This window comes from Serratia sp. BIGb0163, assembly GCF_024809935.1.
Classification (GTDB): domain Bacteria; phylum Pseudomonadota; class Gammaproteobacteria; order Enterobacterales; family Enterobacteriaceae; genus Serratia; species Serratia quinivorans.
Window position 1 is genome coordinate 1,558,651 of the sequence record NZ_JANUDZ010000001.1, and the last position, 26,140, is coordinate 1,584,790.

The following is a 26,140-nucleotide window of genomic DNA, read 5'->3' on the forward strand; positions in this document are numbered from 1 at the left end:
ATCATGACCACGCTGGACCTGACCACCCTGACCGCACGCACCCTGGCCCACAAGAACGCGTTGATCCATATCGTCAAACCGCCGGTTTGCACCGAACGCGCACAACACTATACCGAAGCCTATCAGCAACACCTGGACAAACCCTTACCGGTGCGTCGGGCGCTGGCATTAGCTAATCATCTGGCCAAACGTACCCTGAGAATCGACAACGATGAGCTGATTATCGGCAACCAGGCCAGCGAATTACGCGCCGCGCCGATCTTCCCGGAATATACCGTCAGTTGGATCGAAGACGAGATTGACCAGTTGGCCGACCGTCCGGGTGCCGGTTTTTCCATCAGCGAAGAGAATAAGGCCATCCTGCACCGAATATGCCCGTGGTGGCGTGGCCAGACGGTACAAGACCGCTGCTACGGCATGTTCACCGATGAACAACGGGCGCTGCTGGCCACCGGCATCATCAAGGCCGAAGGCAATATGACTTCGGGAGATGCCCACCTGGCGGTGAATTTCCCACTGCTGTTGGAAAAAGGCCTCGACGGACTACGCGACAAGGTGGACGAGCGCCGCAGCCGCATTCACCTCACCGACTGGCAAGAGTTACAGCAGGAACAATTCCTGAAGGCTATCGACCTGACCCTGGAGGCACTGAGCGCCCATATCCTGCGCTTTGCCGAACTGGCCCGCAGCATGGCACAGGCGGAAAGCCGCCACTGGCGGAGTGAAGAGCTGCAGGCCATCGCGGAAAACTGCGAGTTGATCGCCCACCGCCCACCGCAGACCTTCTGGCAGGCGCTGCAACTGTGTTACTTCATTCAGTTAACGCTACAAATTGAATCCAACGGCCATTCGGTGTCCTTTGGCCGTCTCGACCAATATCTGTACCCCTGGTATCGCCGCGATGTCGAGCTGGAGCAGACTCTGCCACGTGAGCGTGCGATTGAAATGCTGCACAGCTGCTGGCTGAAACTTTTGGAGATCAACAAGATCCGTTCCGGCTCGCACTCCAAAGCCTCGGCAGGCAGCCCGCTGTATCAGAACGTCACTATCGGCGGACAACAGCTGGTCGATGGCTCACCCCGCGACGCGGTGAACCCTTTGTCCTATACCATTCTGGAGTCCTGCGGCCGCCTGCGTTCGACCCAACCCAACCTCAGCGTTCGTTACCATGCCGGGATGAGCAGCGACTTTCTCGATGCCTGCGTGCAGGTGATCCGCTGTGGGTTTGGCATGCCGGCCTTCAACAACGATGAGATAGTGATTCCGGAGTTTATCAAGCTGGGCGTGGAACCTCAGGATGCCTATGATTATGCGGCGATCGGCTGCATCGAAACCGCCGTCGGCGGAAAATGGGGTTATCGCTGCACCGGCATGAGTTTTATCAACTTCGCCCGAGTATTGCTGGCAGCACTGGAGCAAGGTCGTGATGCCACCTCCGGCAAGGTCTTCTTGCCCCAGGAGTTGGCGTTGTCGCGGGGCAACTTCAGCCATTTCGACCAGGTGCTGGGTGCCTGGGACAGCCAGATCCGCTACTACACCCGTAAGTCGATTGAAATTGAGTGCGTGGTCGATAGCGTGCTGGAAGAAAATGCTCATGACATCCTGTGTTCAGCGCTGGTGGACGACTGCATCGAACGCGGTAAAAGCATTAAGCAAGGCGGTGCAAAATACGACTGGGTTTCGGGCCTGCAGGTCGGTATCGCCAACCTGGGCAACAGCCTGGCGGCAGTGCGTAAACTGGTGTTCGAACAGGGTGCGATCGGCCAGCAGCAGTTGGCGGCAGCGCTGGCCAATGACTTTGACGGGCTGAGCGGCGAGCAGTTACGTCAGCGGTTGCTCAACGCCGCGCCAAAATACGGCAATGACGTGGATGAGGTCGACCAATTGCTGGTACGCGCTTATCAAAGCTACATTGACGAACTCGCGCAGTACCACAATACCCGCTTTGGTCGTGGCCCGATTGGCGGCACTTACTACGCAGGCACTTCGTCCATTTCGGCTAACGTCCCCTTTGGCGCAGCTACCCTGGCAACCCCTGATGGGCGCAAAGCGCATACGCCGCTGGCGGAAGGTGCCAGCCCGGCATCAGGTACCGACCATCTCGGGCCGACTGCCGTGTTCAATTCACTGTCCAAGTTGCCTACCGCTTCAATCCTCGGTGGCGTGCTGCTGAACCAGAAACTCAACCCGGCCACGCTGGAAAACCCGGTCGACCGTGAAAAGCTGATGTTGATGCTGCGCACCTTCTTTGAGACCTACCTGGGCTGGCACGTACAGTACAACATTGTGTCGCGGGAAACCCTGCTGGAAGCGAAGCAACATCCTGACCAGTATCGTGATTTAGTGGTTCGCGTTGCTGGATATTCCGCGTTCTTTACCGCATTATCCCCTGACGCGCAGGATGATATTATTGCGCGAACAGAACATACTATTTAAACAACAAATATTAGCGGCCGCACCTTGGTGGCCGCACATCAGGTTGATATGAATTCAAGACAACAGACAATATTGCAATTGGTTAACGATCGTCGGCGCATCAGCGTCAGCGATTTAGCTGCCGCTACCGGTGTTTCTGAGGTGACAATCCGTCAGGATTTGAACCTGCTGGAGAAACGCAGCTATTTGAAACGGGTGCATGGTTCCGCGCTGGCGCTGGAAAGTGACGACGTCGATGCACGCATGATGTCCAACTTCACCCTCAAGCAAAAGCTGGCGCAATATGCCGCGTCGCTGGTTAACGACGATGAAACCATCTTTATCGAAAGCGGCAGTGCCAACGCGCTGTTGGCTCGCTACATTGCCGAACGCAAGCGCATCACGCTGATCACCGTCAGCCACTATATCGCCAACCTGCTGAAAGCGACCGACTGCGAGGTGATCGTGCTGGGCGGCCTGTATCAGAAAAAAAGCGAAACCGTGGTCGGGCCGTTAACGCGACAATGTATTCAGCAGGTGCATTTCAGCAAGGCGTTTATCGGCATTGATGGCTACCATGCGGACACCGGCTTTACCGGTCGCGATATGATGCGCGCCGATGTGGTTAATGCCGTGCTGGCCAAGGGCGTAGAGAATATTGTCCTGACCGACTCGTCCAAGTTTGGTCAAATACAGCCCAACCCACTGACTCAGCAGGGAAAAGTGCATCGGGTGATCACCGATTCCCGGCTGTCGCTGGACTATCAGCACCAGTTAAAACGCCAGGGAATACAGTTGGATATAGTAAACGACTAGGCTCCAGGCGGGGAAATGGTGGCCGTCACACGACGGCCTACCTGAGGGTTACTGACCGTAATAGGCATTTTTACCGTGTTTACGCAGGTAATGTTTGTCCAATAGCGTCTGCTGCATGTTCGTCAGCCCCGGTGTCAGTTGGCTCGAAAAAATCCCCATGTAGGCAATCTCCTCCAGTACCACCGCATTGTGCACCGCGTTTTCCGCATCCTTTCCCCAGGTAAAGGGACCGTGCGAATGCACCAGCACCGCCGGTATCGCCGCCGGATCCAACTGGCGTTCTGCAAAGGTTTCGACGATCACCCGGCCGGTTTCCCACTCGTAGCGGCCATTGATTTCCTCATTGTGCATCTGGCGGGTACAGGGAATATCACCATAAAAATAATCGGCGTGTGTGGTGCCCCAGGCAGGAATATCCAGCCCCGCCTGCGCCCAGATGGTGGCATGCCGCGAATGAGTATGAACAATCCCCCCGGCAGCGGCAAACTCCAGGTACAACACGCGATGGGTATCGCTGTCCGATGACGGCTTTTTACTCCCTTCCACCACTTTGCCGCTTTCCAGTTCCACCACCACCATATCGTCACGGGTCATCAATGCATACTCTACCCCCGACGGCTTGATCACCATCAGTCCCTCACGGCGATCGACAGCACTGACGTTACCCCAGGTGAAAGTCACCAGATGATGGCGTGGCAAGGCCAGGTTGGCCTCTAATACCTGCTGCTTGAGTTCGTTAAGCATGTGTCTTTCCCGGTTAAGCCTGTAGGGAATATTGTCGGCAGGCGGCTCCTGAGAGGGTATGGCGTAAATCGCTAAAGACCGCGTAGCCTTCTGCTGGAAACCGAGAACTGTGGAGCACAGAGGAAATGGCCGGCCAAAAGCGGGTAAATGGACTTTAGGACTATTTACCTGTTTATCGTCAGGCAGAGGCTTATAGTGGATATTGGCAGAGAGAGCGCTTTTAGCTTTTCAATTGTTCTGCCTTTAACAAAAAATGCCATTTTTTATATCGATACGCTTTGGGAGCCAATAGCAGGCCGAATTTAGGGTTCATGCCTATACTTATAGGGCACTCCCATAAGCCAATGCTAAGGAGAAGTCACTATGATGATTATCAATAAACGTTTCGCCACCGCCGCTCTGGCGCTTACGCTGGCGTTTTCACTCAGCGCTTGTTCCAACATGTCCAAACGTGACCGTAACACCGCTATTGGTGCCGGTGCGGGGGCTGTAGGCGGCGCGGTGTTGACCGATGGTAGCGCACTGGGTACGCTCGGCGGGGCCGCCGTTGGGGGCATCATTGGTCATCAGGTCGGCAAGTAATCTGTCCGATCACTAGCCGACAGGCTGGCAAAAGCGTTTACGCTTTGACGTATTAACCATAATAAAGATTATTTCAGGTCTGTTTTACTTTTAGTCAATGGCATCATTGCCATTAACGGGTTAACGCCCGGCAGCATCACCCACTGCCATGCCGCAGCATTGCACCGCGGCATGGCAATTCCCCCAGGCGATTAACCGCCCGCCAGTTTGACCTTCATCCCTTTGGCTTCCAGCAGCTGTTTTAGCAAATCGCGCTTATCACCCTGGATCTCAATCACACCATCCTTGAGCGAGCCACCACAGCCACACTTCTTCTTCAGTTCAGCCGCCAGTTTTTCCAGTGCCGCATCATCCAGATCGACGCCCGAGATCAGGCAAACGCCCTTCCCCTTACGCCCGCTGGTCTGGCGTTGAATGCGCACGATGCCGTCACCCTTGTCACGCTGTGGCTTAACCTCTTCCGGCTTGATGCGTCCGCTGTCGGTGGAGTAAACCAGACGGCTATTATCGTCCTTCATCAGTAACTCCTCAGGCCAGTGAAGCGCGAATGGCGCTCAATGTAGCAGCAGGATCGGCAGATTGGGTGATCGGGCGTCCAATCACCATATAGTCAACACCAGCCGCCTGCGCCTGCACCGGCGTCATAATACGGCGCTGATCGCCGGCATCGCTGCCTTCCGGACGGATACCTGGTGTCACCAACTGGAACTGCTGGCCACAGGCCGCTTTCAGGCGTTCGGCCTCATGCGCAGAACAGACTACGCCGTCCAGTCCACAATCGCGGGTCAGACGTGCCAGTCGTTCCGCCTGCTCGGCCGGAGAGAGGTCGATACCGATAGCCTGCAAATCCTCCGCCTCCATGCTGGTAAGCACGGTCACGGCAATCAACAACGGCGCCTGCGCGCCATAAGGCAGCAACGCCTCTTTGGCTGCGGTCATCATCCGCGCACCGCCGCTGGCGTGAACGTTAACCATCCACACGCCTAGTTCAGCCGCCGCCGCTACCGCACGGGCGGTGGTGTTGGGAATATCGTGAAATTTCAAATCCAGGAATACATCGAAACCGCGGGCGTGCAAGTCGCGCACCAATTGTGGTCCAAACAGGGTGAACATTTCCTTGCCCACTTTTAGCCGGCAGTCCTGCGGACTGATACGATCGGCAAATGCCAATGCTGCGCCAATATCTGCGTAATCAAGCGCAACAATGATCGGAGATGATTTTAAGTCATTGTTATTAATGTTATTTTCAGACTTCATTTCTTCTACCTTCTGTAAAATGGACATAACCAGGTAACAACCCGCCAAACTGACCGCCGCATTCTACATGCCAGCCGACAGAAATCCCAGCCGCAGCGCACCCTGCGGTTAAGTAATGTTAGGCCCAGGTTCGTCATCAAGCGTCAATATAACCCCGCTGCCATTAACCCAGGCTGCGTAAAGCGCCGTAAAGATGCGTAAATTATAAATCAAATAATTTGAACAAGATGCTCAGCATTATCAGATTTTAAATCTTCCTGGATGCTTTATTATTCAACACATCGGAAGCGAACGGCTTCCAACCCAAACAAACAGACTGGAGTTTCTTATGAAAATCATCAAATATTTTGCAGCAGCCGCCGCTATCGCCATGACCTCTTTCGCTACCTTCGCAGCTGAGCCGGTAGACCTACAGCAGGCCACCAGCCTGAGCGCATCCGGCGTCGTCTCTGCAGGCCATGCCACGACGCTGAGCAGCCTGGAAGCCAAACTGGCCGCCAAAGCCGAAGCCCAGGGCGCCAGCAGCTACCGCATTATCTCTGCCGGTGGTAATAACATGCTAAGTGGCACCGCCGTCATCTACAAATAAGCACTCTGGTATAGAGCCCGGCATGCCGGGCTCTACCTCAATACTCCCGCCTTATCGTTCATTATCCCCCCGCTCAATGTTACAGAAATATTAAATTTTTATTACACACTAGACTCTCACTCCCGACTGGCTTAGCTTGAAGGCAATCTTCCCGCAGAAAGGCTTCAAAATGAGCGAGATATCTACACTAACGATTAAAATCCCTCTGGAACTCAAAGAAAAAATTCGTGCCATTGCTGCCGATAACCAACTTTCTCTGAGTGCAGAGGTCTGTCAACGTCTTGAAAATAGCTTCGACTTACCGGCCAAGGCGGACAAAACCGCTAAAAAATCGGCGGAGTTGCATCACGGTGAAATTGACAATCAGGGGATTGAAGAGGAAATCGAGCAGCCGTTGAACCAGAAAGAATTGAAGAAGTTGCGTCAACTGCTGAAAGGCGGCGTCAAAGCCGGCAAGAAAAAATAAATCGCTAACATCATAAAAAAACGGGGCTATTTTAGCCCCGTTTTTTATTGCAGCTTATTGCCCATCCAGCCCACGAATCGGTTTAACCGATGACCAGGCCCGGCATGACGGGCAATGCCAATACAGCGAGTGCGCGGTAAACCCGCATTTATGGCAGCGATAACGCGGCTTGGTACGTATTTGTTCGCCGACCATATCACGCAGCAGCAACAGGCTTTCTTTCGCACGGCCATCTTCCGCATCTGCCAGGTGATAATCCATCAGGCGATAGAATACCCGCATCGTCGGGTGACGCTGGAGCTGGCGGTTGATATACACCTGCACCACGTCACGGCCTTCATTCTGCTCAATAATTTCCGCCAGCATCAGCTCAGCGGTGGCACCGGTATTTTCTTCAACACAGCGCTTGAGGAAGTCCGCCCAATCCTGTTGCTGCTCCAGATGCTGGTAACACTCATGCAGCATCGGCAAGGTTTCGCTCACCAGCTCTTTATCCTGGTTCAACACTCGCGTGAGCGATTCAACCGCCTTGGCGTATTCACCCTGCGCCATATAAATACGCCCTACCATTATAGAAACCCGGGCGCACTGTTTATCTGCCGAGGCCGCTCTTTTCAGCAAGCCCATCGCCTTATCGAGATCGTCACTGCCCATCGCCTGCAAAGCCAGTTCGCAGTAGAAATGGGCGATCTCGATACGTTGTTTATCTTTACCCAACTTGACCAGTTTTTCCGCCACGTCGATGGCCTTTTGCCAATCGCTGGTTGCCTGGTGGATCACCAACAGTTGCTGCAACGCGGAAATGCGGAAATCTTCTTCGCCGATTAACTGGCCGAACATATCTTCGGCGCGATCGTACATGCCGGCGGCCATATAATCGCGCCCCAGCTGTTGCACGGCCAAAAGGCGTTGTTCGAAGGTCAGGGAAGCGCTTTCCATCAGCGCCTGATGGATGCGGATTGCGCGGTCTACTTCGCCACGCGAACGGAACAGGTTACCCAGCGTCAGGTGGGCCTCAACGGTGTTGCTGTCCTCTTTCAACATATCAAGGAACAGATCGACCGCTTTATCCTGCTGGTTGGAAAGCAGGAAGTTAACCCCGGCCACATACTCACGCGACAGACGGTTGGCTTCCTGTTGTTTGTCCTGTTGAGCACTTCTGCGCCCCATGTACCAGCCGTACGCGGCAGCCACGGGCAACAACAGAAACAGCAGCTCTAACATAGAAGGTTATTCCTTGCTGACAACGGACGGAGCTGCCGATTCAGCAGGTTGTTCAAGCTGCAGTTCCAGCCTTTTGATTTTGCGTTCGGCTCGCCCCAACGCAATGCGGGTACGCAGATAAAACAGGCCACAAATGACCCAGCCAAGAACAAAACCGGCGCCAAACAACGCCGCCAACAGGGTCGATACGCGGTAGTCGCCCTGCGCAACCAGATAGTTAAAACTCACAACCTGATCGTTATGCGCGCCCAACGTGACAGAAATCACGAAAATCACCAGAACCAACAAAAAAATCAGCAAATATTTCACATTCTTTCCCGCAATGCCGAGTTAATCGGATGAATTCTACCCTATAGCTTTCAAGTTGGCCGCTCTAGCGCGTCCATGCGCTCGCGGCATTTGTACATCCCTGTACAGCACAGCTAGGCGGCCAGCTCGCTCATCCCCAGGCGCTTACTCAAGTAAGTAACTGGGGTGAGCTAGTGCAGATAACAACGCTGCGACTTGAAAGATGACGGGTATATGCCAATACGTGGCTTCCCTAACCTTTAAGTTAGCATTTCCCATCGTGGCAGGGAAACCCTGCGGCACGATAAAACCACATATCTGCTGGCATATTCGACAGTAAACGACGCTCCCGAACAAATTAATGAGAAAGCTTCTCAAAATAATAGATTAATAAGGATGTGGGGGCATTAATAAGAATTACAATGACGGGAAATGTAAGCGGTTAATGCGGTGCCATGGCGACACCGCATTAAGTGACAGCGTCACCTGATTTTCTCTTCCGAGGTTCTTTCCGCAATTTCCTGCTGCTCTTGCGGCGGTGGCGTCAAAGGGCCAAACCAGCGTTGAGCCAACCAGCAAGCTATCGTCACCAACAGCCAGCTGATCAAGGTCGCCACTGCCAGATCCCGTGGCCAGTGCATGCCCAGCAGCAAACGGCTGCCCATGACACCTATTGCCCACACCATCAAGACCGCTACGGTCTTGTAGTGCCGTCGTGGCCACAACAACCCTACGCCCAGTAGCGCCCAACTGGCGGCAAACATCGTGTGGCCTGAAGGGAACGCAAAGCCGGTCTCAAACTGCCAGTGCTCACGTAGCCATACCGGTACCAGCGTTTGCTCCTGCAGTTGCTCTTTCACCAACGCGCCCCGCTCTTTGCGCTTGAGCGAGTAAAAGTGCTTTTCATCAATCTGGTGGGCCGACTCCAGCCACAACACAAATGGCCGAGGCTCCTGCACGCGATCCTTAATAAAGGACTTCACGCCCTGTCCGATCAGAATCGACGCGCTGAGCAACACCAACAACCCAATGGCCGGTCTGATACGAAAACGCAGGCACCACAGAAACCAGGCGCCAAGAATAATACTGGTAAGGATACCCCAGGGCGAAGTGACAGTTTCAGTCAGCCAGTACAGGCCTTTCAACAGCCTGCCGTCGCCACCCGGTTGCCATTGCCAGCCGGAAATCCATACCGCCAGCGGCATCAGCAACAGCACTATTGCACCTGCTGCCGTACGTTTTGCAATCTCAAACATTCCCATCGTCCTTTGCATAAGCCAATTTGCAGTGTAACAATCTTGCAATATTGATAACACTCGAAAAATTAAACAGATAAACGGACTATCGCAATAATAGTTGGCTGAAAGCGTCGGATGCTGATTTGCTGAGCACCTCAGGGCAAGAAGTTATGGCAAAATAGCCGATAATTAACGAAATGCCGATCGTCGTTGTGCATTTAATACTGGTCAGCCAACTGACCCGGAAGTAGGATGCGCAACCATGATTGAATCGGAAGTATTTGTGGAGAGCAACATGCAGCTTAAACGGGTGGCAGAGGCCAAATTGCCAACACCTTGGGGCGATTTCCTGATGGTAGGATTCGAAGAACTGGCGACCGGGCACGATCATCTGGCACTGGTGTTCGGGGATATTTCTGGCGCAACACCGGTACTCTCACGTGTACATTCTGAGTGTCTGACCGGTGATGCCTTATTCAGCCTGCGCTGCGACTGTGGTTTTCAGCTGGAAGCCGCACTGGAGCATATCGCAGAAGAAGGCCGCGGTATTCTGCTCTACCATCGCCAGGAAGGTCGTAATATCGGTTTGCTGAACAAGATCCGCGCTTATGCCCTGCAGGACAAGGGCGCTGATACGGTAGAAGCCAACCACCAGTTGGGTTTTGCTGCGGATGAACGTGATTTCACCCTGTGTGCGGACATGTTCAAACTGCTGGGCGTGGATGCGGTGCGTTTACTGACCAACAACCCGAAAAAGGTCGAGATCCTGACCGAAGCCGGTATTAACATTACCGAGCGTGTGCCACTGATCGTCGGTCGCAACCCGAAGAACGAGCGTTACCTGGCCACCAAGGCCGCAAAAATGGGCCATTTACTGGACCAAGAGTAATTTCCTCGCGGGAAAAATCAGGGCGCCATGAAAGGCGCCCTTTTTATTACAGCATTTTCCTGATCACGTAGTGCAGGATGCCGTCATTTTCATAGTAGGTCAGCTCATTGCCGGTATCGATACGGCAACGAGTATTGACCACTTCTTTGCGCCCATCGGCATAAGCGATCAGCACCGGCACCACTTGCCCTGGTTTGAGCGTTTGTAACCCGCTGACGCTGATCTGCTCATCACCACTCAGTCCCAGCGTTTTGCGCGTCACACCTGCCGGGAACTCCAGTGGCAGAATGCCCATACCAATCAGGTTGGAACGGTGAATACGCTCAAAGGACTCGGCAATCACCACGCGAACCCCCAACAGTCGTGGCCCCTTCGCAGCCCAGTCACGGCTGGAACCGGAACCGTATTCTTTACCGGCGATCACCGCCAGCGGTACCTGCTCCTGCTGATACTGCATCGCAGCATCGTAGATTGATAACTGATTCTGTGACGGGATATGGCGGGTATAACCCCCTTCAACCCCCGGTACCATTTCGTTACGGATGCGGATGTTGGCAAATGTGCCACGCATCATGACTTCATGGTTACCACGGCGCGAGCCGTAAGAGTTGAAATCCAGCGCCGCAACGCCGTGATCGCTCAGATAGCGGCCTGCCGGGCTGTCGCGTTTGATGTTCCCTGCCGGTGAGATATGGTCGGTAGTCACCGAGTCGGCCAGGATCGCCAGAATGCGGGCGTCCCTGATGTCCTGCACCGGATCCGGCTGCGCTTTCATGCTGCTGAAGAACGGCGGATGACGAATATAGGTGGAGTCCGCCTGCCATGGATAGGTCGCCGAACCGGCAACCTGAATCGACTGCCAGTTGGCGTCACCGTCAAATACCGCACCGTATTCCTTATGGAACATCTCGGTACGCACTTCCTCGACTGCCAGGGCAATGTCCTGGCTGCTCGGCCAGATATCCTTCAGATAAACCGGCTGGCCGTCACGGCCTTCACCCAGCGGCTCGTTGGTCAGATCAATCTTCATACTACCGGCCAGTGCATAGGCAACCACCAAGGGTGGCGAGGCCAGCCAGTTGGTCTTCACCAGCGGATGAATACGGCCTTCGAAGTTACGGTTACCTGACAACACCGCACCAACGGTCAGATCGCCCTCTTTAATCGCCTGCTCAATAGGCTCAGGTAACGGCCCGGAGTTACCAATACAGGTAGTACAGCCGTAACCCACCAGGTTAAACCCAAGTTCTTCCAGGTAGGACGTCAACTTGGCGCTGTCGAAATAGTCGGTCACCACTTTGGATCCCGGCGCCAATGAGGTTTTCACCCAGGGTTTGGTTCGCAGCCCCTTTTTCACCGCATTCTTCGCCAGCAAGCCGGCGGCCATCATTACGCTGGGGTTGGAAGTGTTGGTACAGGAGGTAATGGCGGCGATCACCACCGCGCCGTTATGCAGGTCGTGCTGCTGCCCATTAAGGGTGAAGGGCTTGAATTCGGATTTGCGTTGCTGGTTGCCGATCTCCAGCTCGGTAGCGGCATTGAAAGCCTTGGGCACATCTGGCAACGCCACGCGATCCTGCGGGCGCTTCGGCCCAGCCAGGCTGGCTACCACCGTCGACATATCCAGAGCCAGGGTACTGGTGAACACCGGTTCGTCGCCAGGATTGCGCCACATGCCCTGCACTTTGGCATAGGCTTCCACCAGCGCGATTTGCTCATCGCTGCGGCCACTCAGCTTCATATACCCCAGCGTCACTTCGTCCACCGGGAAGAAGCCACAGGTCGCACCAAACTCCGGTGACATGTTGGCAATGGTCGCTCGGTCAGCCAGCGGTAGATCCGCCAGGCCGTCACCGTAGAACTCAACAAACTTGCCCACCACGCCGTGTTTACGCAGCATCTGGGTGACGGTCAACACCAGGTCGGTAGCGGTAATGCCCTCGCTGAGCTTACCGGTGAGTTTAAAGCCCACCACGTCCGGGATCAGCATCGATACCGGCTGGCCAAGCATCGCCGCTTCGGCTTCAATACCGCCCACACCCCAACCAAGAATGCCCAGACCGTTGATCATGGTGGTATGGGAGTCGGTGCCCACCAGCGTGTCCGGGTAGGCAATACGCTGACCGCTTTCGTCGGTGTGCCACACCGTTTGGCCAAGATATTCCAGGTTAACCTGGTGACAGATACCGGTACCCGGCGGCACTACGCGGAAGCGGTTGAAGGCTTTCTGCCCCCAACGCAGGAAGGTATAGCGCTCGTGGTTGCGCTCCATTTCGATACGCACGTTTTCTTCAAACGCTTCGTCATCGCCGAACTCATCAACGGTGACCGAGTGGTCAATCACCAGATCGACCGGTGACAACGGATTGACCTGGTCAACATTGCCGCCCAATCGCTGCACCGCTTCACGCATAGCGGCCAAATCCACCACCGCGGGCACGCCGGTAAAGTCCTGCATCAGTACGCGAGCCGGTCGGTAGGCAATCTCGCGGTCGGCATGACCGGTCTGTAACCAGCCGACGATAGCTTTAAGGTCGTCAACCTGCACGGTGTCGCCATCCACATGGCGTAACAGGTTTTCCAACAGCACTTTCATTGATTTTGGCAACCGGTCGATATCACCCAGCTGTCTCGCGGCCAGTGGCAGACTGTAATAACGATACTCGTTATTCAGTGCAACCAGCTTATCCATACTCGTTTCACGAAGATCGGACGACATAGCTCCTCCATTTCTTATTATGCATAAAACAGGGTAATCACTGAGGTCTTACTTAAAGATAACACAAAGATGATGTAACGTTTTGATAACAACACGTTTTGATCATAACGATAGGCAGAAGTAATCGACTTAAAGAACTGCTGTTAGCTCAACAAGTTAACCGGGAGTGTTTAGTGAGTCCTGACAGGACGTGTACAAAATGTAACGCCGTTCCTCCGGAGATACTATTTCCAGGCAAAGTCATGCAACCGGTGCAAACCATGGGGATGCCCTGTCTTGCATATCGATATCTCACAACCTGGGAAGAAAAATATGGCCGATACCAAGATCAACACCCTTGCCAACGTGGAGGCATTAAGGGTTACAGAACCAGAATCAGAGGGGCAGGTAATTCTTTTACGCGGCACTGGCGATCGCGTACTTTTTTATGTTTACAAAGCAGATGACAACACACCTGATGACGGCACATTAGTAGTTGTCACCACTGCTGGCAAACGTTGGCGCCTGATTAGAGACGGCAATACGCTGCAACTTGCCTGGTTTAAGACCACCAATAATAACTGGGACAATGCAATGGATGCATTACTCAGCCATGCTTCGACTATGAGTGGGAACGTAGCCAAAATTGTGTTCCCACGTGGAACATTAAACTTTAAAAAACCGATAGTGCTGGATTACAGCAAAGACTGGTTTTTGGAAGGACAAGGCGGACATGGCGCTTCGGGTACCGTACTCGATTTTAATATTCCGCGAAGCGCCGGCTACGGCAACTATGGCGCAATTCATTGTTGGGGCGAAAACTTCGGATTCCAGCAACTCACTCTACGCAGCCTGATGGTGCAAGGGATTGGCACCAGTATTGTTGACCCCACCCAAGACGAAAAAGGCCGGGCATATTGCCACGGCGTTTATTGCCGCACCACTGCCACCCTTTGGGAGGATGTCGCTATACAAAACTTCCGAGGTTCAGCGTTGTATCTCGACAATGCCTTCGATAACAACTTCAATCGCGTTTCCGTCTTTGCCTCTGGTCGATTGAAAGACGGTTATAGCTACACCAACCTTGAAGATATCGCTAACCCGGATGCGACCGCCTACCCACCGCTACTGATCATGAGCACCCGCCCTGGCGACCAAAGCAATTTTAATCGCTTTTTTGACGGTTCTTTCGAACTGAACAATGTTACGCCATTCGTTGAGGTTCGTGGCGGCATTCAAATGCACTTTACGCGGATCCATGCTGAACGCCCTGGTGGCAGTCTGGCCGAAGGTCATTGGCCCCTAGGGACTTTTATCAAGGTCGGGGGGGAAGTGTGGTTAACCGAATGCGGCATTAGCAATTTCACGCGGGCGATTTCATATGGCCCATACGCCCAAATGGTGATCAACGGCTGTAACCGACTTTCAGGCGATATTTACCCTTACGATACCACCACCATGGGTAATGGCCGTATCAAACTCGATAACACCATCTGCAGTGGCCTGTATATATCAGGTAATATTCAGGGGGATTATCAGATCAGCAACAGCGTACTGAATTACCTGAGAACGGTGGTAATGTCGGGTTCAACTTTGGTCACCAATAGCAGGATTAATGGTGATGTCACGGTCGCAGCTGCGGCTGGCGCGCCATTGGGGTCTGCCGGCGGGCTTAAGATTAGCAATAGTCAGATTACCGGTAGCTTGATCGCAGGAGCGACAGCGCAGCGAGTCAGCGTTGCCGGGTGCCATATTTTTGGCGATCTAACGCTACCAGGCGCCAACTGCAGCGCAGTGCATAACGTGGTGATCGGGCAAGAATCCATTGCGGCCACTGGCAATAACATCAGCATCGGCAAAACGTCTCCGGCCATTATTTATGTTGATAACAGCTATGCCGAAGTCAGCGGCATCATTCAGAGGGGCACTATGATTCTAAAACGAGAGGCGTTAGCAAACCAGTCACCAGGATGGATGTGTACATTCAGTGGTGCTAACGGCTCAGGATTGAAAGTGGCGGAATTAGCCGCTCTGGGTAAAGAAGTTTGATATGCAGGCCGCCTTCACTATCCGTAGGGCGGCCTATATGTCCGGGGGAGTATGGAGATGTATCGATGTAAGCCGCATTATCAGTCTGGCGAACGCAACTTATTGAGTCGGGGCGACAATACAGAACATCAAGTCAGCCAAACCAGCTTGGGCAACACATTTCCAGATTGAGATTAATTCATCTATGGCAGGCATATGGAGCTACTATATCGATAGTGCCGATGTTTGGACAATTTAAGCTACTATCGGCAGATATTTGTTGATGATGACGGAATAATATTTTAACTCAGGAGCGAGCAGTGGCATTTTTGGGATTCGTCAGTGAACGTGAGTGTCAGCGCTGGCAAGGCGCGCCGCCCTATATTCCCGCCTTCAGCTTTCATGAAAAACATCAGTCAGCCCCCATTAATGCCACACCTGAAGCCATTATTCAGGCGGTGCTTGCGCTGGATATGGCCGAGGACCCTATCATCAGTCGGTTACTGATGCTGCGTCAGTTACCCACGAAGCTGCGCCAATGGTTCACCAACACCAAAAATACTACGCCGGCCGCTGCATTTGGTTTCGACACTTTTACCCTGCTGCATCAGAACACTAATGAAATTTCTCTTGGATTGGCCGGTCGTTTCTGGCGCCCAACCATGGGGGTGGCAAATCTGGCCAATGCAGAAGAGTTTGACCATTACAACGATCCCGATGCGGCTAAACTGGTGTTGCGCTTCAACGTCACACAGGACAATGCCGGATGGGCAATACTGAGTACGGAAACCTTCGTCTGGTGCCCTACGCCCCAGGTAAAAGCGCGTTTTGCCTGCTATTGGGGAGCCATTCGCCCGGCCAGCGGTTGGATAAGGCGCCGCACCCTGCTTGCCGTGCAGCAGAAACTGGCAATTAGAAACAGCTGACGAATAGATGCCGGTACTGGCAGCGTTCTGTGGGAGTACAAAGGGGATATCAGGGGTGAACAAACCTGAAAAGATAAAACAGGGAGGGGTCGGTTCCCCTCCTGCTATCAGCCATTAACCTGACGGCTTACTTTTCCGGCAGTTTGATGTCTTTAAACATCGCTTCAATCTCTTCGTTGGAACGCAGCGCAACTGCGCTATCGACCACGTCGCGCGTCAGATGCGGAGCGAAGCGCTGGATGAAATCGTACATATAACTGCGAAGGAAGGTGCTGCGGCGGAAACCGATTTTGGTGGTGCTATAAGTGAAGATATCACGCGCATCCACCGTCACCAGATCGGGATCCTGAACCGGATCCACAGCCATGCTGGCAATCACCCCTACACCAAGCCCCAGTCGCACGTAAGTTTTAATCACGTCGGCGTCAGTCGCGGTGAATACGATGCGTGGCGTCAGACCGGCGCGGTTAAAAGCGGTATCCAACTCGGAACGGCCAGTGAAACCGAAGGTATAGGTAACAATCGGGTAAGCCGCCAACTCTTCGATGGTGATGTGGCTTTTACCGGCTAATGGATGATCGGGTTTTACTACCACCGCGCGATTCCAGTGGTAGCACGGCAGCATGATTAAATCGTCGTAGAGGTGCAACGCTTCAGTGGCAATGGCAAAGTCTGCGGTGCCTTTGGATACGGCTTCGGCGATTTGCGTCGGCGACCCCTGATGCATATGCAGCGAAACACGCGGATAACGCTCAATGAAGCCTTTAATGACGTTAGGCAGCGCGTAACGTGCCTGGGTGTGAGTGGTGGCCACATACAGTGAACCTTTGTCCGGGTAGGTATGCTCGCCGGCGACGGCTTTGATGGCATCTACCTTGGACAGGACTTCACGGGCGATCCGGATAATTTCAAGGCCTGCCGGAGTCACCTGAGTCAGGTGCTTACCGCTACGGGCGAAAATCTGGATGCCCAGTTCATCTTCCAGCATCCGCACCTGCTTGCTGATACCGGGTTGTGAAGTGTAAAGCCCTTCTGCCGTCGAGGAGACATTCAGGTTGTGGTTAACCACTTCCACGATGTAACGAAGCTGCTGCAATTTCATATCTTATACCATCCTAGGTTAAACACTGCGTTGAGCCGCAGCCAGGTATATCGGTGTCGCCCCGGTATGCTGAAAAGTAACAAGCCATAAACACCGTGTTTCACCCAGACGCTGAAGAAACCGCCGTTGTTAATAAGCTTTAATCATAAAAAAACTTTTTATATAACCACTATATCACGCTACAGCTTCAAGTATAGATCCACGTCACACTGTGGTAACGATTATTTTGCATTGCGATCAAGGTGAAACCCAGGCCCAGGAGGAAAAAAACAGCCAAGGATAGATCCGTTAGACCTCTTTGGCCAATAAAAAACCAGCCACATGGGCTGGTTTTTAATGTTGCATTTAGGCTGCAAATTTATTTTTTGCCTTCAACCCATTTGCCATCGATGTAGAAAGCAGACCAACCAGTGGCTTTGCCGTCTTTCTCTGCGGAGACGTACTGCTGCTTGGTCTTGCGGCTGAAACGCACCAGCGTTTTGTTGCCTTCCGCATCGGCCACCGGCGCATCCGCCAGATAGCGCAGTTTTTCAGGCAGACGGTCCTTGAAGCGGGCCAACTCTTCCACCAACGGCGCACGGGTTTCGCGCGATTTAGGGAAGGTATTGGCCGCCAGGAACACACCGGCAGCGCCGTCACGCAGAACAAAGTAAGCGTCCGACTTTTCGCATGGCAGTTCCGGCAATGGAACCGGATCTTCCTTCGGCGGTGCAACATCACCATTACGCAGGATCTTACGGGTATTTTTGCAGCTCTCGTTGGTGCAACCCATGTACTTACCGAAGCGCCCCATTTTCAGGTGCATTTCAGAACCACACTTATCGCACTCAACCACAGGGCCGTCGTACCCTTTCAGGCGGAACTCACCCTCTTCAATCTCATAGCCGTCACACGCCGGGTTGTTACCGCACACGTGCAGCTTGCGCTGGTTATCGATCAGGTAGCTGTCCATCGCCGTGCCGCATTTCTGGCAGCGACGGCGGGCACGCAACGCGTTGGTTTCCGCGTCATCCCCTTCGAGAATGTTGAGCACTTCCGTTTCCGGCACCAGGTTAATGGTGGTTTTACAACGTTCCTTCGGCGGCAATGCATAGCCGGAGCAACCCAGGAAAACGCCGGTGCTGGCAGTACGGATACCCATCTTGCGACCGCAGGTTGGGCAATCGATACTGGTCATCACCATCTGATTCGGGCGCATGCCGCCTTCTTCCGGCTCTTTCTCCGCAGTTTCCAGCTGTTCGCTGAACTCGGCAAAGAACTCATCCAGCACCGCTTTCCACTCGGCCTGGTTGTTGGCTACCTGGTCAAGACCGTTTTCCATACGTGCGGTGAAGTCATAGTTCATCAGCTCGCGGAAGTTTTCTTCCAAACGGTCGGTAACGATCTCACCCATTTTCTCAGCGTAGAAACGGCGGCTTTCGACTCGCACATAACCACGATCCTGAATGGTGGAAATGATCGAAGCGTAGGTTGAAGGACGCCCAATACCCCGTTTTTCCAACTCTTTTACCAATGACGCTTCGCTATAACGCGCTGGCGGTTTGGTAAAGTGCTGGCTTGGGATCAGTTTCTGCAGTTCCAGATCGCTGCCTACTTCAACATACGGCAAGGTGCGGTCTTCATCACCCTTACGCAGAGCAGGCATTACTTTGGTCCAGCCATCGAAACGCAGCGTACGGCCTTTGGCGCGCAGCTGGTAATCAGCGGCCTTCACCGACAGCGTGGTGGAGTCGTACTGCGCCGGTGTCATCTGACAGGCCACAAACTGGCGCCAAATCAGCTGATACAGTTTTTGCGCATCCGCTTCCATATCTTTCAACTGCTCGGCCAGCACGTTGACATCCGACGGACGGATGGCTTCGTGTGCTTCCTGCGAGTTTTCTTTGCTGCTGTACTGGTTCGGCGCTTTCGGCAGGTACTTGTCGCCGAAATTGTCACCGATGTAGCCCCGCACCATCTCGAGCGCATCCTGGCTCAGGTTGGTGGAGTCGGTACGCATATAGGTGATGTGACCGGCTTCATACAGGCGCTGAGCCATCATCATGGTTTTCTTCACGCCAAAGCTCAGACGGGTACTGGCCGCCTGCTGCAACGTAGAAGTAATATAAGGTGCGCCCGGCTTGCTGCTGGTCGGCTTGTCTTCGCGATCCAGTACCGTATAACGGGCTTTTTCCAGCACGTTGAGTGCGGCGTGAGTCTGCTCACGGTTAACCGGTTTGAAGGGTTTGTCGTGGGCATGAGTCACTTCCATCTGCAGCGCGGTATCACCCTTCGCCAACAGATCGGCGTGCAACTCCCAGTATTCTTCCGGCACGAAGGCTTTGATGTCGCGCTCACGCTCCACCACCAGTCGAACCGCAACGGATTGCACTCGCCCAGCGGACAAGCCACGGGCAATTTTTTTCCATAGCAGTGGCGAGACCATGTAACCCACCACGCGGTCCATAAAGCGACGCGCCTGCTGTGCGTTGACACGGTCGATATTCAGTTCGCCGGGCTGTTTGAACGCGTTTTGGATCGCGTTCTTGGTAATTTCGTTAAACACCACGCGGCTAAAGCGTTTGTCGTCACCACCGATAACTTCCCGCAGGTGCCAGGCAATGGCTTCCCCTTCGCGGTCAAGGTCGGTTGCGAGATAAATGTGGTCGGCGTTTTCCGCTAACGACTTTAACTCGGCAACAACTTTTTCTTTACCCGGCAGGATTTCGTAATGCGCTTTCCAGCCATGGTAAGGATCGACGCCCATACGATTTACCAGCGCCGTCGTTGGATCTTTTTTAACTTTCTTCTTGGCTTTGTCTTCGGTTGAGTCAGCGCTCTTTTTGCTGGCTGAGCCACTGGTCGGCAAATCACGGATATGACCGACGCTGGACTTCACCACGTAGTCATTACCTAAATATTTATTAATAGTTTTGGCTTTTGCCGGGGACTCAACTATTACGAGAGCTTTACCCATATTTACCTTTACCTAATTTTATTTCTTCTAAAAAGAAGTCTTTTATCTCGCCTTGCCGCAGCGATTCGTATCTCTTTTTTATATTGCGGCAGTCTGGCAAGAGATCAACATGTTTTTTTCTATTGGCTGCTTAACTGCTCAACCTGAACGCAAGTTGTTGATCCTGGCCGCTATTCACCCATGCCCCAGAGGTATGGCTGTGTGAAACTCATTTATGGCGTAAACAAAACCTTCCACCCGACGCCGCAAAATCCCACACTGTACCTGATAAAAAGCGTCACGCAACCTAATTAGCACGGAAAGGCAGATTTCGCCAATCGGCAGATAGTGCTGGCCATCCAGACGGCAAATAAACCTTAGTCTGTTTGCGGATAAATGCGAACTGGCGTTAGAATATGTGCAGAATTTTTCATTGGAGTGTAATAAATGCGCGCTGAAACCTCACCTATTGCCCGTGAAGCCCTGCTGGAAGAAGCAAATAATCTAATTCGTCAGCATGATGATTATCTGCAAGGTATGGTTGCCACCGATGTTGAACAAAAAGGCAGCGTTTTAGTTTTCCGCGGCGAATTCTTTTTGGATCCGGACGGATTGCCAACAATAAAAACTACCGCAGTATTTAATATGTTTAAACACTTGGCCCACGTGTTTTCTGATAAATATCATTTAGTCGACTAAGCATTAAAAAGGGGCCCTGGCCCCTTTGATGTTTAATTCTGCGGTTTAAAGCAGTGGCTTTTCACCACGCTGCCACCAGCGTAACAGCAGACGATCGACACTTTCAGCCGCACTGCCGGTAAAACGGTCCATCATGCGTTTGCGACGTGCATAGCGCACCCCGACCACCTCGTGATTCTCCATTTCAGCGATCAGTAAATCGTCACTGGTGCCAATAGCGTCAATCAGCCCTTTCTCTTTCGCCTGAGTGCCGAACCAGTGTTCACCGGTCGCCACGCTGTCGATATCCAGCGATGGACGTTGCTGATGCACAAACTGTTTAAACAACTCATGGGTGTCGTTCAGATCTTCACGGAATTTCTCACGCCCCTGCTCGGTATTTTCACCAAACAGCGTCAGCGTGCGTTTGAACTCGCCGGCGGTGTGCAGCTCTACATCAATATCATTCTTTTTCAGCAGACGGTGGAAGTTGGGGATTTGCGCCACGACGCCGATCGAACCGATGATGGCAAAGGGGGCTGCAACAATGCGATCTGCCACGCAGGCCATCATATAGCCCCCGCTGGCCGCCACCTTGTCTACCGCGACCGTCAGGCGAATACCGCCGGTGCGTAAACGTGCCAGTTGCGATGACGCCAGACCGTAACCGTGTACCACCCCACCCGGGCTTTCCAACCGCAGCAACACTTCGTCTTGCGGCGTCGCCACCGCCAGCACCGCCGAGATTTCTTCACGCAGTGAGGTCACCTCATGGGCATCCATGCTGCCTTTGAAATCCAGCACGTACAGGCAAGGCTTGGTGGCTTCAACCGCACCGGCTTTAGCGCGTTGTTTCTTCAGTTTATCATCGGCCTTGGTCTGTTTTTTAAACTGCTTGTTCCAGGCCTTTTGTTCCGCATCACCCATGCGCGCCAGGCGCATATCACGCTGCATGTCGCGATATTGTTCACCGAGGTCAGTCAGCTGCAGTTCCCCTTTCTGGCGGTTCTTACGTTGCCCCAGGCTGACCGCCAGCAACGCCAGCGCGGCGATGGCAATCACTACCGTCGCGACTTTGGCCAAAAACAGGCCGTAAACAGATATAAACTCCACAGATTCCGCCTTTATTAACAGGTTGTTAGTACTATCTCATTCATTCTAGCCAACCGACGCAGTGGCTGTCGCGGCTAAATAAAAATTCCTTGTGCTACCTCTTTACTATGTGGGCGCATTTTGGCTTAACCAAGCCGCTGCTGTTCCGTTTTTGTTACAAAAGAATGCCGATTCTGCTGCCTAATCATTGAAAATACGATCCATTTAAGGCATATAACACGGATTATTCATCAACATGATGATCCAAATTCGCTGCGGGGCCTTGCATGCGGTCGAGCCTTAGCTCCTGTCATGGCCTCTCAACCCACCCCTCTCCCCGATGCAAGCGGGAGACCAGCCGCCAAGGCGCGAGGAATTATTGTGCATTACCAACCTAAACAAGATTTGCTGGAAAAACGTATTATTTTGGTCACCGGCGCCGGTGATGGTATCGGTCGCGAAGCGGCACTCACTTACGCAAAATTTGGTGCACAACTGGTGCTGTTAGGCCGTACCGAAAGCAAACTGCAGGCGGTGCAAGCCGAAATCGCCAGGCTCAGCAGTGCGCCAACCTACATCATCACCCTGGATCTGCTGCATACCACTCAGGAACAATGCCAACAGGTGGCCGAAGAATTGGCTACTCATGTCCCGCGCCTCGACGGCGTGCTGCATAATGCCGGGCTACTCGGCGATATCGCCCCGATGGCCGAGCTGTCGATGGAGATGTGGAACGAGGTGATGCAGGTTAATGTCAACGCGACCTTTATGCTCACCCAGGCGCTGTTGCCGCTGCTATTGAAATCTAATGCCGGATCGCTGGTCTTTACCAGCTCCAGCGTCGGCCGTAGCGGGCGGGCTAACTGGGGTGCCTATGCAGTGTCCAAGTTTGCCACCGAAGGCATGATGCAGGTGTTGGCCGATGAATATAAAAGTCGCAATCTTCGGGTAAATTGCATCAATCCTGGTGGAACACGCACTCAAATGCGCGCAACGGCTTTTCCGCATGAAGACAAAAGCAAGCTGAAAACTCCGGCTGATATTATGCCGCTTTACCTCTATCTGATGGGTGACGACAGCCGCCGTAAAACCGGCATGAGCTTCGACGCACAGCCAAACCGTAAACCCGGCGCCGCCGAATAAAAGAGGCTTTACCATGGCTGAAGACCGCCACCAACAACGTCAGCAACGCCTGAAAGAACAGGTCGATGCCCGTATCGCTGCGGCTCAGGACGCACGGGGTTTGCTGCTGGTATTCACCGGTAACGGCAAGGGCAAGACCACCGCGGCGTTTGGCACCGTTACCCGCGCCGTCGGCCACGGCATGAAAGCCGCCGTTATACAGTTCATTAAGGGTGAATGGCCGAACGGGGAAAAAAACCTGTTGCAGCAACATGGCGTTGAATTTCAGGTGATGGCTACCGGTTTTACCTGGGAAACCCAGGATAAAGCCAGCGATACCGCAGCCTGTCAGGCCGTATGGCAACACGGCAAGCGCATGCTGGCCGACAGCAGCCTGGATCTGGTGCTGCTGGACGAACTGACCTATATGGTCAGCTACGGCTATCTTGAGCTGGAGGAACTGCTGGAGGCGTTACGACAGCGCCCTGCGCACCAAACGGTGATTATCACCGGGCGGGGATGCCATCGCGATCTGTTGGAACTGGCGGATACGGTCACGGAGATGCGGCCGGTGAAACACGCGTTCGACGCGGGTATCAAGGCACAACAGGGAATTGACTGGTAACAGAAAGAAAACGCCGCAGCCCGAAGAGGGTTGCGGCGTGATGATTAACTGCGCTTGCTAGGTTTGTTGCCGGGCTTACTGCCAGGCTTGCTGCCCGCAGTGCTGCGGCGACCGCTGCCGGCAACCTGGGTATGGCGCTTGACGGCACGGCGGATCTGATTGGCTTTCACGCGGCGACGTTCGCGCTCAATCGGCATCTTGCTAACGGTTTCCGGCTTCAATTCAACCAGTTCACGCAGATAGTTAATCGCCGGCAAATCCAGTTCAGTCCAGCCGCCACGCGGCAGGCCTTTCGGCAGATCGATATCGCCGTAGCGTACGCGGATCAGGCGACTAACCTGAACGCCAACCGCTTCCCAAAGACGACGAACCTCGCGGTTACGCCCTTCGGTCAGGGTTACGTTGTACCACTGGTTAATACCTTCGCCACCCTGGAAGCTGATGGTGCGGAAAGCGGCCGGGCCGTCTTCCAATTGAACGCCCTTGCTCAGTTGCTTGATTTTATCGTCATCAATCTGACCAAATACACGCACCGCATATTCACGTTCAACTTCACGGCTCGGGTGCATCAAGCGGTTCGCCAATTCACCGTCGGTGGTGAACAGCAGCAAGCCTGAGGTATTGACGTCCAGACGCCCTACCGCCACCCAGCGTGAGCCACGCAGCTTAGGCAGGCGATCAAACACCGTCGGGCGGCCTTCAGGATCGCTACGGGTGCAGAGTTCACCTTCCGGCTTGTAATACGCCAGCACACGGCAAACTTCTTCCTCGGATTCTTTAATTGAGACAACGTGGCCATCCAAACGGATTTTCATTGAAGCGGTGACTTCAACGCGATCACCCAATTTGGCGATTTTACCGTCGACGCTGACGCGGCCGGCTTCAATAATGGTTTCGATTTCACGACGCGAGCCATGGCCGGCGCGCGCTAAAACTTTCTGTAACTTCTCGCTCATTGAGCAACCTCTAGTGTCGCCTTCACAGGCGTCGGGGGGATGACTGCCGCGGCGTCGGGCGCCGCAGCAGTAACAATACGTTTACATAGATCGAACCGCGCATTATACAGGCTTTCAATGGGGTTGAAACCCACTTTATTGCCCGGTCGATTAATTACCGAGGAAATTGACGACCTCCCGATACACCGCATCCGGCCGTTCCAGAATACCGAGATGAGTACGGGCCTGTTCCAGTCGTACAACCGAGAAAAACGGATGCTCAGCGGCAAATGTCTGTTGTTGCCGCAGGTAATCGGCGTCACGATCAAGAGAGTAAATATGCCGACAAGCCGGGGGTGAGCTTAATTCACGCAGTCGGTTAAGCGGCGAACGGTATTGCCGATAGGCTTGTTCAATCGCCACGCCGGCCGCCTGCCAGACACGAAAATCTTCCCGTGCCATTTCAACGGTCAAATGATGTTTAACCTGCGGTTGCTCAATGCCACCTTGCCAGAAGTTAAACAAAGCATCGCGCGCCGCCAGCCATTTTTCTGGCCATTGCATTTGTTGTACCGAATCGAAAAATTCCGCTTCGGGTGGTGTCATTATCCAATCGAGAAACACCATGCCTTGCGTCTGCTGTGGCAGGCTTTCGGCCAGCGCCACCGCAATCCAACTGGCGTGCGCGACAGACAGGGTCACAAATCGCTCCACCTGCAACGCCAGTAACAGTTGGCGCAGATCCGCCAGCAAATCGTCGGCGCTCAGCGACAGCCCGGCATCGCGGGCTGACAGGCCGTGGCCGCGCCAGTCGAGGCTAATCACCCGGTATTGTTGTTCCGCCAAAGCGGTGAAAGGGGCAAAAACGGTTTTCGGCTCACACCAACCGGGCAGTAATACCAGCGTCAGCGGACCTGAGCCGGAATCTTGATAATCGAGGGAAAGAGTACCATGGCGAAACGCTGTCATTTTATCTCCTGAACGTCATATTCCCCCATCGGTTAGGGGTGTTGTGCGTTAGCGGTAAAATGACAGCGTTTATCGATTTCATCGATTGGAAATGATGCTAAATAATCGGCTTCGCACCTAATGAAAAAATACGCACTAAACGAACAGTTTTAATGCCGTTCGCAAGGGTAAGCGGCGGTTAACGCCAGCATAATCACCGAAGGTGCTGAGTAGTGCAGTTGTTCCGGGTGTTCATTTAAATACTGCATGACTGCATCTGATGCCATACCAACGCTCATACCGGCATCCGGGCAAATATTGCGGTTGCCTTGCATCGAAAAGGTATCGAATACCCCAGCCACATAGCCCATAAACAACCCGCCATCGAGCGCTTCGGCAACGGTGGCTGCCCCGTCTTTATTTTTCACATAACCGCTGGTCTCAGACAGCAAGGCGCTGCCAGAATAAAAACCCGCGCTGGCCGCAGAGGAAAACAATATGGCCGCTAAAAGAGAAACACACTTAATCATCGCTACGCATCCT

General features: G+C 53.5%; 24 protein-coding genes. 11 read left to right on the forward strand and 13 right to left on the reverse strand.

The features are described 5' to 3' along the window. Positions 1-3: 3 nt before the first annotated feature. Positions 4-2,436, forward strand: coding sequence for a formate C-acetyltransferase/glycerol dehydratase family glycyl radical enzyme (locus M2406_RS07425; protein WP_115184555.1), 2,433 nt, complete (start codon positions 4-6; stop codon positions 2,434-2,436). A gap of 48 nt (positions 2,437-2,484) precedes the next feature. After that, positions 2,485-3,231: a DNA-binding transcriptional regulator YciT gene (locus tag M2406_RS07430; RefSeq protein WP_259189482.1), complete on the forward strand. Its 747-nt coding sequence runs from the start codon at positions 2,485-2,487 to the stop codon at positions 3,229-3,231. Between the two features lie 48 nt (positions 3,232-3,279). Here M2406_RS07430 and araD read toward each other — a convergent pair whose 3' ends face one another. Next, entirely contained in the window at positions 3,280-3,975 is a 696-nt protein-coding gene (araD, locus tag M2406_RS07435; RefSeq protein WP_112362438.1) for an L-ribulose-5-phosphate 4-epimerase, read from the reverse strand. 363 nt (positions 3,976-4,338) lie between these two features. Here araD and osmB point away from each other — a divergent pair, with 363 nt between their 5' ends. Continuing rightward, entirely contained in the window at positions 4,339-4,557 is a 219-nt protein-coding gene (gene osmB, locus M2406_RS07440; protein ID WP_004945176.1) for an osmotically-inducible lipoprotein OsmB, read from the forward strand. A 191-nt stretch (positions 4,558-4,748) separates the two neighbouring features. On the opposite strand, the gene yciH is transcribed toward osmB, so the two are convergent. Then, positions 4,749-5,075 carry a stress response translation initiation inhibitor YciH gene (gene yciH, locus M2406_RS07445; protein WP_012145373.1) on the reverse strand — a complete coding sequence of 109 codons (327 nt, stop codon included), beginning with the start codon at positions 5,073-5,075 and terminating at the stop codon, positions 4,749-4,751. Between the two features lie 10 nt (positions 5,076-5,085). After that, positions 5,086-5,814 carry an orotidine-5'-phosphate decarboxylase gene (gene pyrF, locus M2406_RS07450; RefSeq protein ID WP_017893016.1) on the reverse strand — a complete coding sequence of 243 codons (729 nt, stop codon included), beginning with the start codon at positions 5,812-5,814 and terminating at the stop codon, positions 5,086-5,088. A 328-nt stretch (positions 5,815-6,142) separates the two neighbouring features. On the opposite strand from pyrF, the gene M2406_RS07455 reads away from it, so the two are divergent. Beyond that, entirely contained in the window at positions 6,143-6,403 is a 261-nt protein-coding gene (locus M2406_RS07455) for a YdgH/BhsA/McbA-like domain containing protein (protein WP_259189509.1), read from the forward strand. Between the two features lie 169 nt (positions 6,404-6,572). After that, positions 6,573-6,869, forward strand: a complete 297-nt coding sequence (locus tag M2406_RS07460) for an Arc family DNA-binding protein (protein ID WP_017893017.1) — start codon at positions 6,573-6,575, stop codon at positions 6,867-6,869. A gap of 54 nt (positions 6,870-6,923) precedes the next feature. On the opposite strand, the gene lapB is transcribed toward M2406_RS07460, so the two are convergent. From lapB to pgpB, 3 genes are all read right to left on the reverse strand, one after another. Next, complete coding sequence (gene lapB / locus M2406_RS07465; protein ID WP_012145377.1) at positions 6,924-8,093, reverse strand: lipopolysaccharide assembly protein LapB; 1,170 nt, start codon at positions 8,091-8,093, stop codon at positions 6,924-6,926. A 6-nt stretch (positions 8,094-8,099) separates the two neighbouring features. Next, a complete protein-coding gene (locus M2406_RS07470; RefSeq protein WP_017893019.1) occupies positions 8,100-8,402 on the reverse strand; it encodes a LapA family protein in 303 nt (100 codons plus the stop codon). Positions 8,403-8,863: 461 nt separating this feature from the next. Beyond that, a complete protein-coding gene (gene pgpB / locus M2406_RS07475) occupies positions 8,864-9,637 on the reverse strand; it encodes a phosphatidylglycerophosphatase B (RefSeq protein WP_115184552.1) in 774 nt (257 codons plus the stop codon). Between the two features lie 277 nt (positions 9,638-9,914). Between pgpB and ribA the strand changes: the two genes are divergently transcribed. Continuing rightward, on the forward strand, positions 9,915-10,508 hold the full coding sequence (gene ribA, locus M2406_RS07480) for a GTP cyclohydrolase II (RefSeq protein ID WP_012145380.1): 594 nt from the start codon (positions 9,915-9,917) through the stop codon (positions 10,506-10,508). A 46-nt stretch (positions 10,509-10,554) separates the two neighbouring features. On the opposite strand, the gene acnA is transcribed toward ribA, so the two are convergent. Further along, positions 10,555-13,227: an aconitate hydratase AcnA gene (gene acnA / locus M2406_RS07485; RefSeq protein ID WP_259189511.1), complete on the reverse strand. Its 2,673-nt coding sequence runs from the start codon at positions 13,225-13,227 to the stop codon at positions 10,555-10,557. 312 nt (positions 13,228-13,539) lie between these two features. Here acnA and M2406_RS07490 point away from each other — a divergent pair, with 312 nt between their 5' ends. Then, positions 13,540-15,255 carry a hypothetical protein gene (locus M2406_RS07490; protein WP_135344242.1) on the forward strand — a complete coding sequence of 572 codons (1,716 nt, stop codon included), beginning with the start codon at positions 13,540-13,542 and terminating at the stop codon, positions 15,253-15,255. A 299-nt stretch (positions 15,256-15,554) separates the two neighbouring features. Further along, complete coding sequence (locus tag M2406_RS07495; protein WP_259189516.1) at positions 15,555-16,160, forward strand: hypothetical protein; 606 nt, start codon at positions 15,555-15,557, stop codon at positions 16,158-16,160. A gap of 127 nt (positions 16,161-16,287) precedes the next feature. On the opposite strand, the gene cysB is transcribed toward M2406_RS07495, so the two are convergent. Both cysB and topA read right to left on the reverse strand, forming a co-directional pair. Then, a complete protein-coding gene (cysB, locus tag M2406_RS07500) occupies positions 16,288-17,262 on the reverse strand; it encodes an HTH-type transcriptional regulator CysB (protein WP_012145383.1) in 975 nt (324 codons plus the stop codon). 358 nt (positions 17,263-17,620) lie between these two features. Beyond that, on the reverse strand, positions 17,621-20,218 hold the full coding sequence (gene topA, locus M2406_RS07505) for a type I DNA topoisomerase (protein WP_012145384.1): 2,598 nt from the start codon (positions 20,216-20,218) through the stop codon (positions 17,621-17,623). A 426-nt stretch (positions 20,219-20,644) separates the two neighbouring features. Here topA and M2406_RS07510 point away from each other — a divergent pair, with 426 nt between their 5' ends. Next, positions 20,645-20,896 carry a YciN family protein gene (locus tag M2406_RS07510; RefSeq protein ID WP_012145385.1) on the forward strand — a complete coding sequence of 84 codons (252 nt, stop codon included), beginning with the start codon at positions 20,645-20,647 and terminating at the stop codon, positions 20,894-20,896. A gap of 45 nt (positions 20,897-20,941) precedes the next feature. Here M2406_RS07510 and sohB read toward each other — a convergent pair whose 3' ends face one another. Next, the gene (gene sohB / locus M2406_RS07515) at positions 20,942-21,988 is read right to left on the reverse strand and encodes a protease SohB (RefSeq protein WP_012145386.1); all 1,047 of its coding nucleotides are present in this window, start codon (positions 21,986-21,988) and stop codon (positions 20,942-20,944) included. Positions 21,989-22,348: 360 nt separating this feature from the next. Between sohB and M2406_RS07520 the strand changes: the two genes are divergently transcribed. Beyond that, entirely contained in the window at positions 22,349-23,110 is a 762-nt protein-coding gene (locus M2406_RS07520; RefSeq protein WP_115184547.1) for a YciK family oxidoreductase, read from the forward strand. Between the two features lie 13 nt (positions 23,111-23,123). Next, a complete protein-coding gene (cobO, locus tag M2406_RS07525) occupies positions 23,124-23,714 on the forward strand; it encodes a cob(I)yrinic acid a,c-diamide adenosyltransferase (protein WP_012145388.1) in 591 nt (196 codons plus the stop codon). A gap of 44 nt (positions 23,715-23,758) precedes the next feature. On the opposite strand, the gene rluB is transcribed toward cobO, so the two are convergent. The 3 genes from rluB to M2406_RS07540 all read right to left on the reverse strand — a co-directional run bounded on the left by rluB (position 23,759) and on the right by M2406_RS07540 (position 26,127). Beyond that, a complete protein-coding gene (gene rluB / locus M2406_RS07530; RefSeq protein ID WP_112362444.1) occupies positions 23,759-24,670 on the reverse strand; it encodes a 23S rRNA pseudouridine(2605) synthase RluB in 912 nt (303 codons plus the stop codon). A 150-nt stretch (positions 24,671-24,820) separates the two neighbouring features. Beyond that, the gene (locus M2406_RS07535; protein WP_115184546.1) at positions 24,821-25,618 is read right to left on the reverse strand and encodes an alpha/beta fold hydrolase; all 798 of its coding nucleotides are present in this window, start codon (positions 25,616-25,618) and stop codon (positions 24,821-24,823) included. 149 nt (positions 25,619-25,767) lie between these two features. Further along, a complete protein-coding gene (locus M2406_RS07540) occupies positions 25,768-26,127 on the reverse strand; it encodes a Rap1a/Tai family immunity protein (protein ID WP_012145391.1) in 360 nt (119 codons plus the stop codon). Positions 26,128-26,140: the final 13 nt, after the last annotated feature.

Excerpts from the sequence above, each read along its gene's own strand:
- M2406_RS07425 (WP_115184555.1), top strand. The coding sequence starts at position 4 with ATGACCACGCTGGACCTGACCACCCTGACCGCACGCACCCTGGCCCAC.
- M2406_RS07430 (WP_259189482.1), top strand. The coding sequence starts at position 2,485 with ATGAATTCAAGACAACAGACAATATTGCAATTGGTTAACGATCGTCGG.
- araD (WP_112362438.1), bottom strand. The coding sequence starts at position 3,975 with ATGCTTAACGAACTCAAGCAGCAGGTATTAGAGGCCAACCTGGCCTTG.
- osmB (WP_004945176.1), top strand. The coding sequence starts at position 4,339 with ATGATGATTATCAATAAACGTTTCGCCACCGCCGCTCTGGCGCTTACG.
- yciH (WP_012145373.1), bottom strand. The coding sequence starts at position 5,075 with ATGAAGGACGATAATAGCCGTCTGGTTTACTCCACCGACAGCGGACGC.
- pyrF (WP_017893016.1), bottom strand. The coding sequence starts at position 5,814 with ATGAAGTCTGAAAATAACATTAATAACAATGACTTAAAATCATCTCCG.
- M2406_RS07455 (WP_259189509.1), top strand. The coding sequence starts at position 6,143 with ATGAAAATCATCAAATATTTTGCAGCAGCCGCCGCTATCGCCATGACC.
- M2406_RS07460 (WP_017893017.1), top strand. The coding sequence starts at position 6,573 with ATGAGCGAGATATCTACACTAACGATTAAAATCCCTCTGGAACTCAAA.
- lapB (WP_012145377.1), bottom strand. The coding sequence starts at position 8,093 with ATGTTAGAGCTGCTGTTTCTGTTGTTGCCCGTGGCTGCCGCGTACGGC.
- pgpB (WP_115184552.1), bottom strand. The coding sequence starts at position 9,637 with ATGTTTGAGATTGCAAAACGTACGGCAGCAGGTGCAATAGTGCTGTTG.
- ribA (WP_012145380.1), top strand. The coding sequence starts at position 9,915 with ATGCAGCTTAAACGGGTGGCAGAGGCCAAATTGCCAACACCTTGGGGC.
- acnA (WP_259189511.1), bottom strand. The coding sequence starts at position 13,227 with ATGTCGTCCGATCTTCGTGAAACGAGTATGGATAAGCTGGTTGCACTG.
- M2406_RS07490 (WP_135344242.1), top strand. The coding sequence starts at position 13,540 with ATGGCCGATACCAAGATCAACACCCTTGCCAACGTGGAGGCATTAAGG.
- cysB (WP_012145383.1), bottom strand. The coding sequence starts at position 17,262 with ATGAAATTGCAGCAGCTTCGTTACATCGTGGAAGTGGTTAACCACAAC.
- topA (WP_012145384.1), bottom strand. The coding sequence starts at position 20,218 with ATGGGTAAAGCTCTCGTAATAGTTGAGTCCCCGGCAAAAGCCAAAACT.
- M2406_RS07510 (WP_012145385.1), top strand. The coding sequence starts at position 20,645 with ATGCGCGCTGAAACCTCACCTATTGCCCGTGAAGCCCTGCTGGAAGAA.
- cobO (WP_012145388.1), top strand. The coding sequence starts at position 23,124 with ATGGCTGAAGACCGCCACCAACAACGTCAGCAACGCCTGAAAGAACAG.
- rluB (WP_112362444.1), bottom strand. The coding sequence starts at position 24,670 with ATGAGCGAGAAGTTACAGAAAGTTTTAGCGCGCGCCGGCCATGGCTCG.
- M2406_RS07535 (WP_115184546.1), bottom strand. The coding sequence starts at position 25,618 with ATGACAGCGTTTCGCCATGGTACTCTTTCCCTCGATTATCAAGATTCC.
- M2406_RS07540 (WP_012145391.1), bottom strand. The coding sequence starts at position 26,127 with ATGATTAAGTGTGTTTCTCTTTTAGCGGCCATATTGTTTTCCTCTGCG.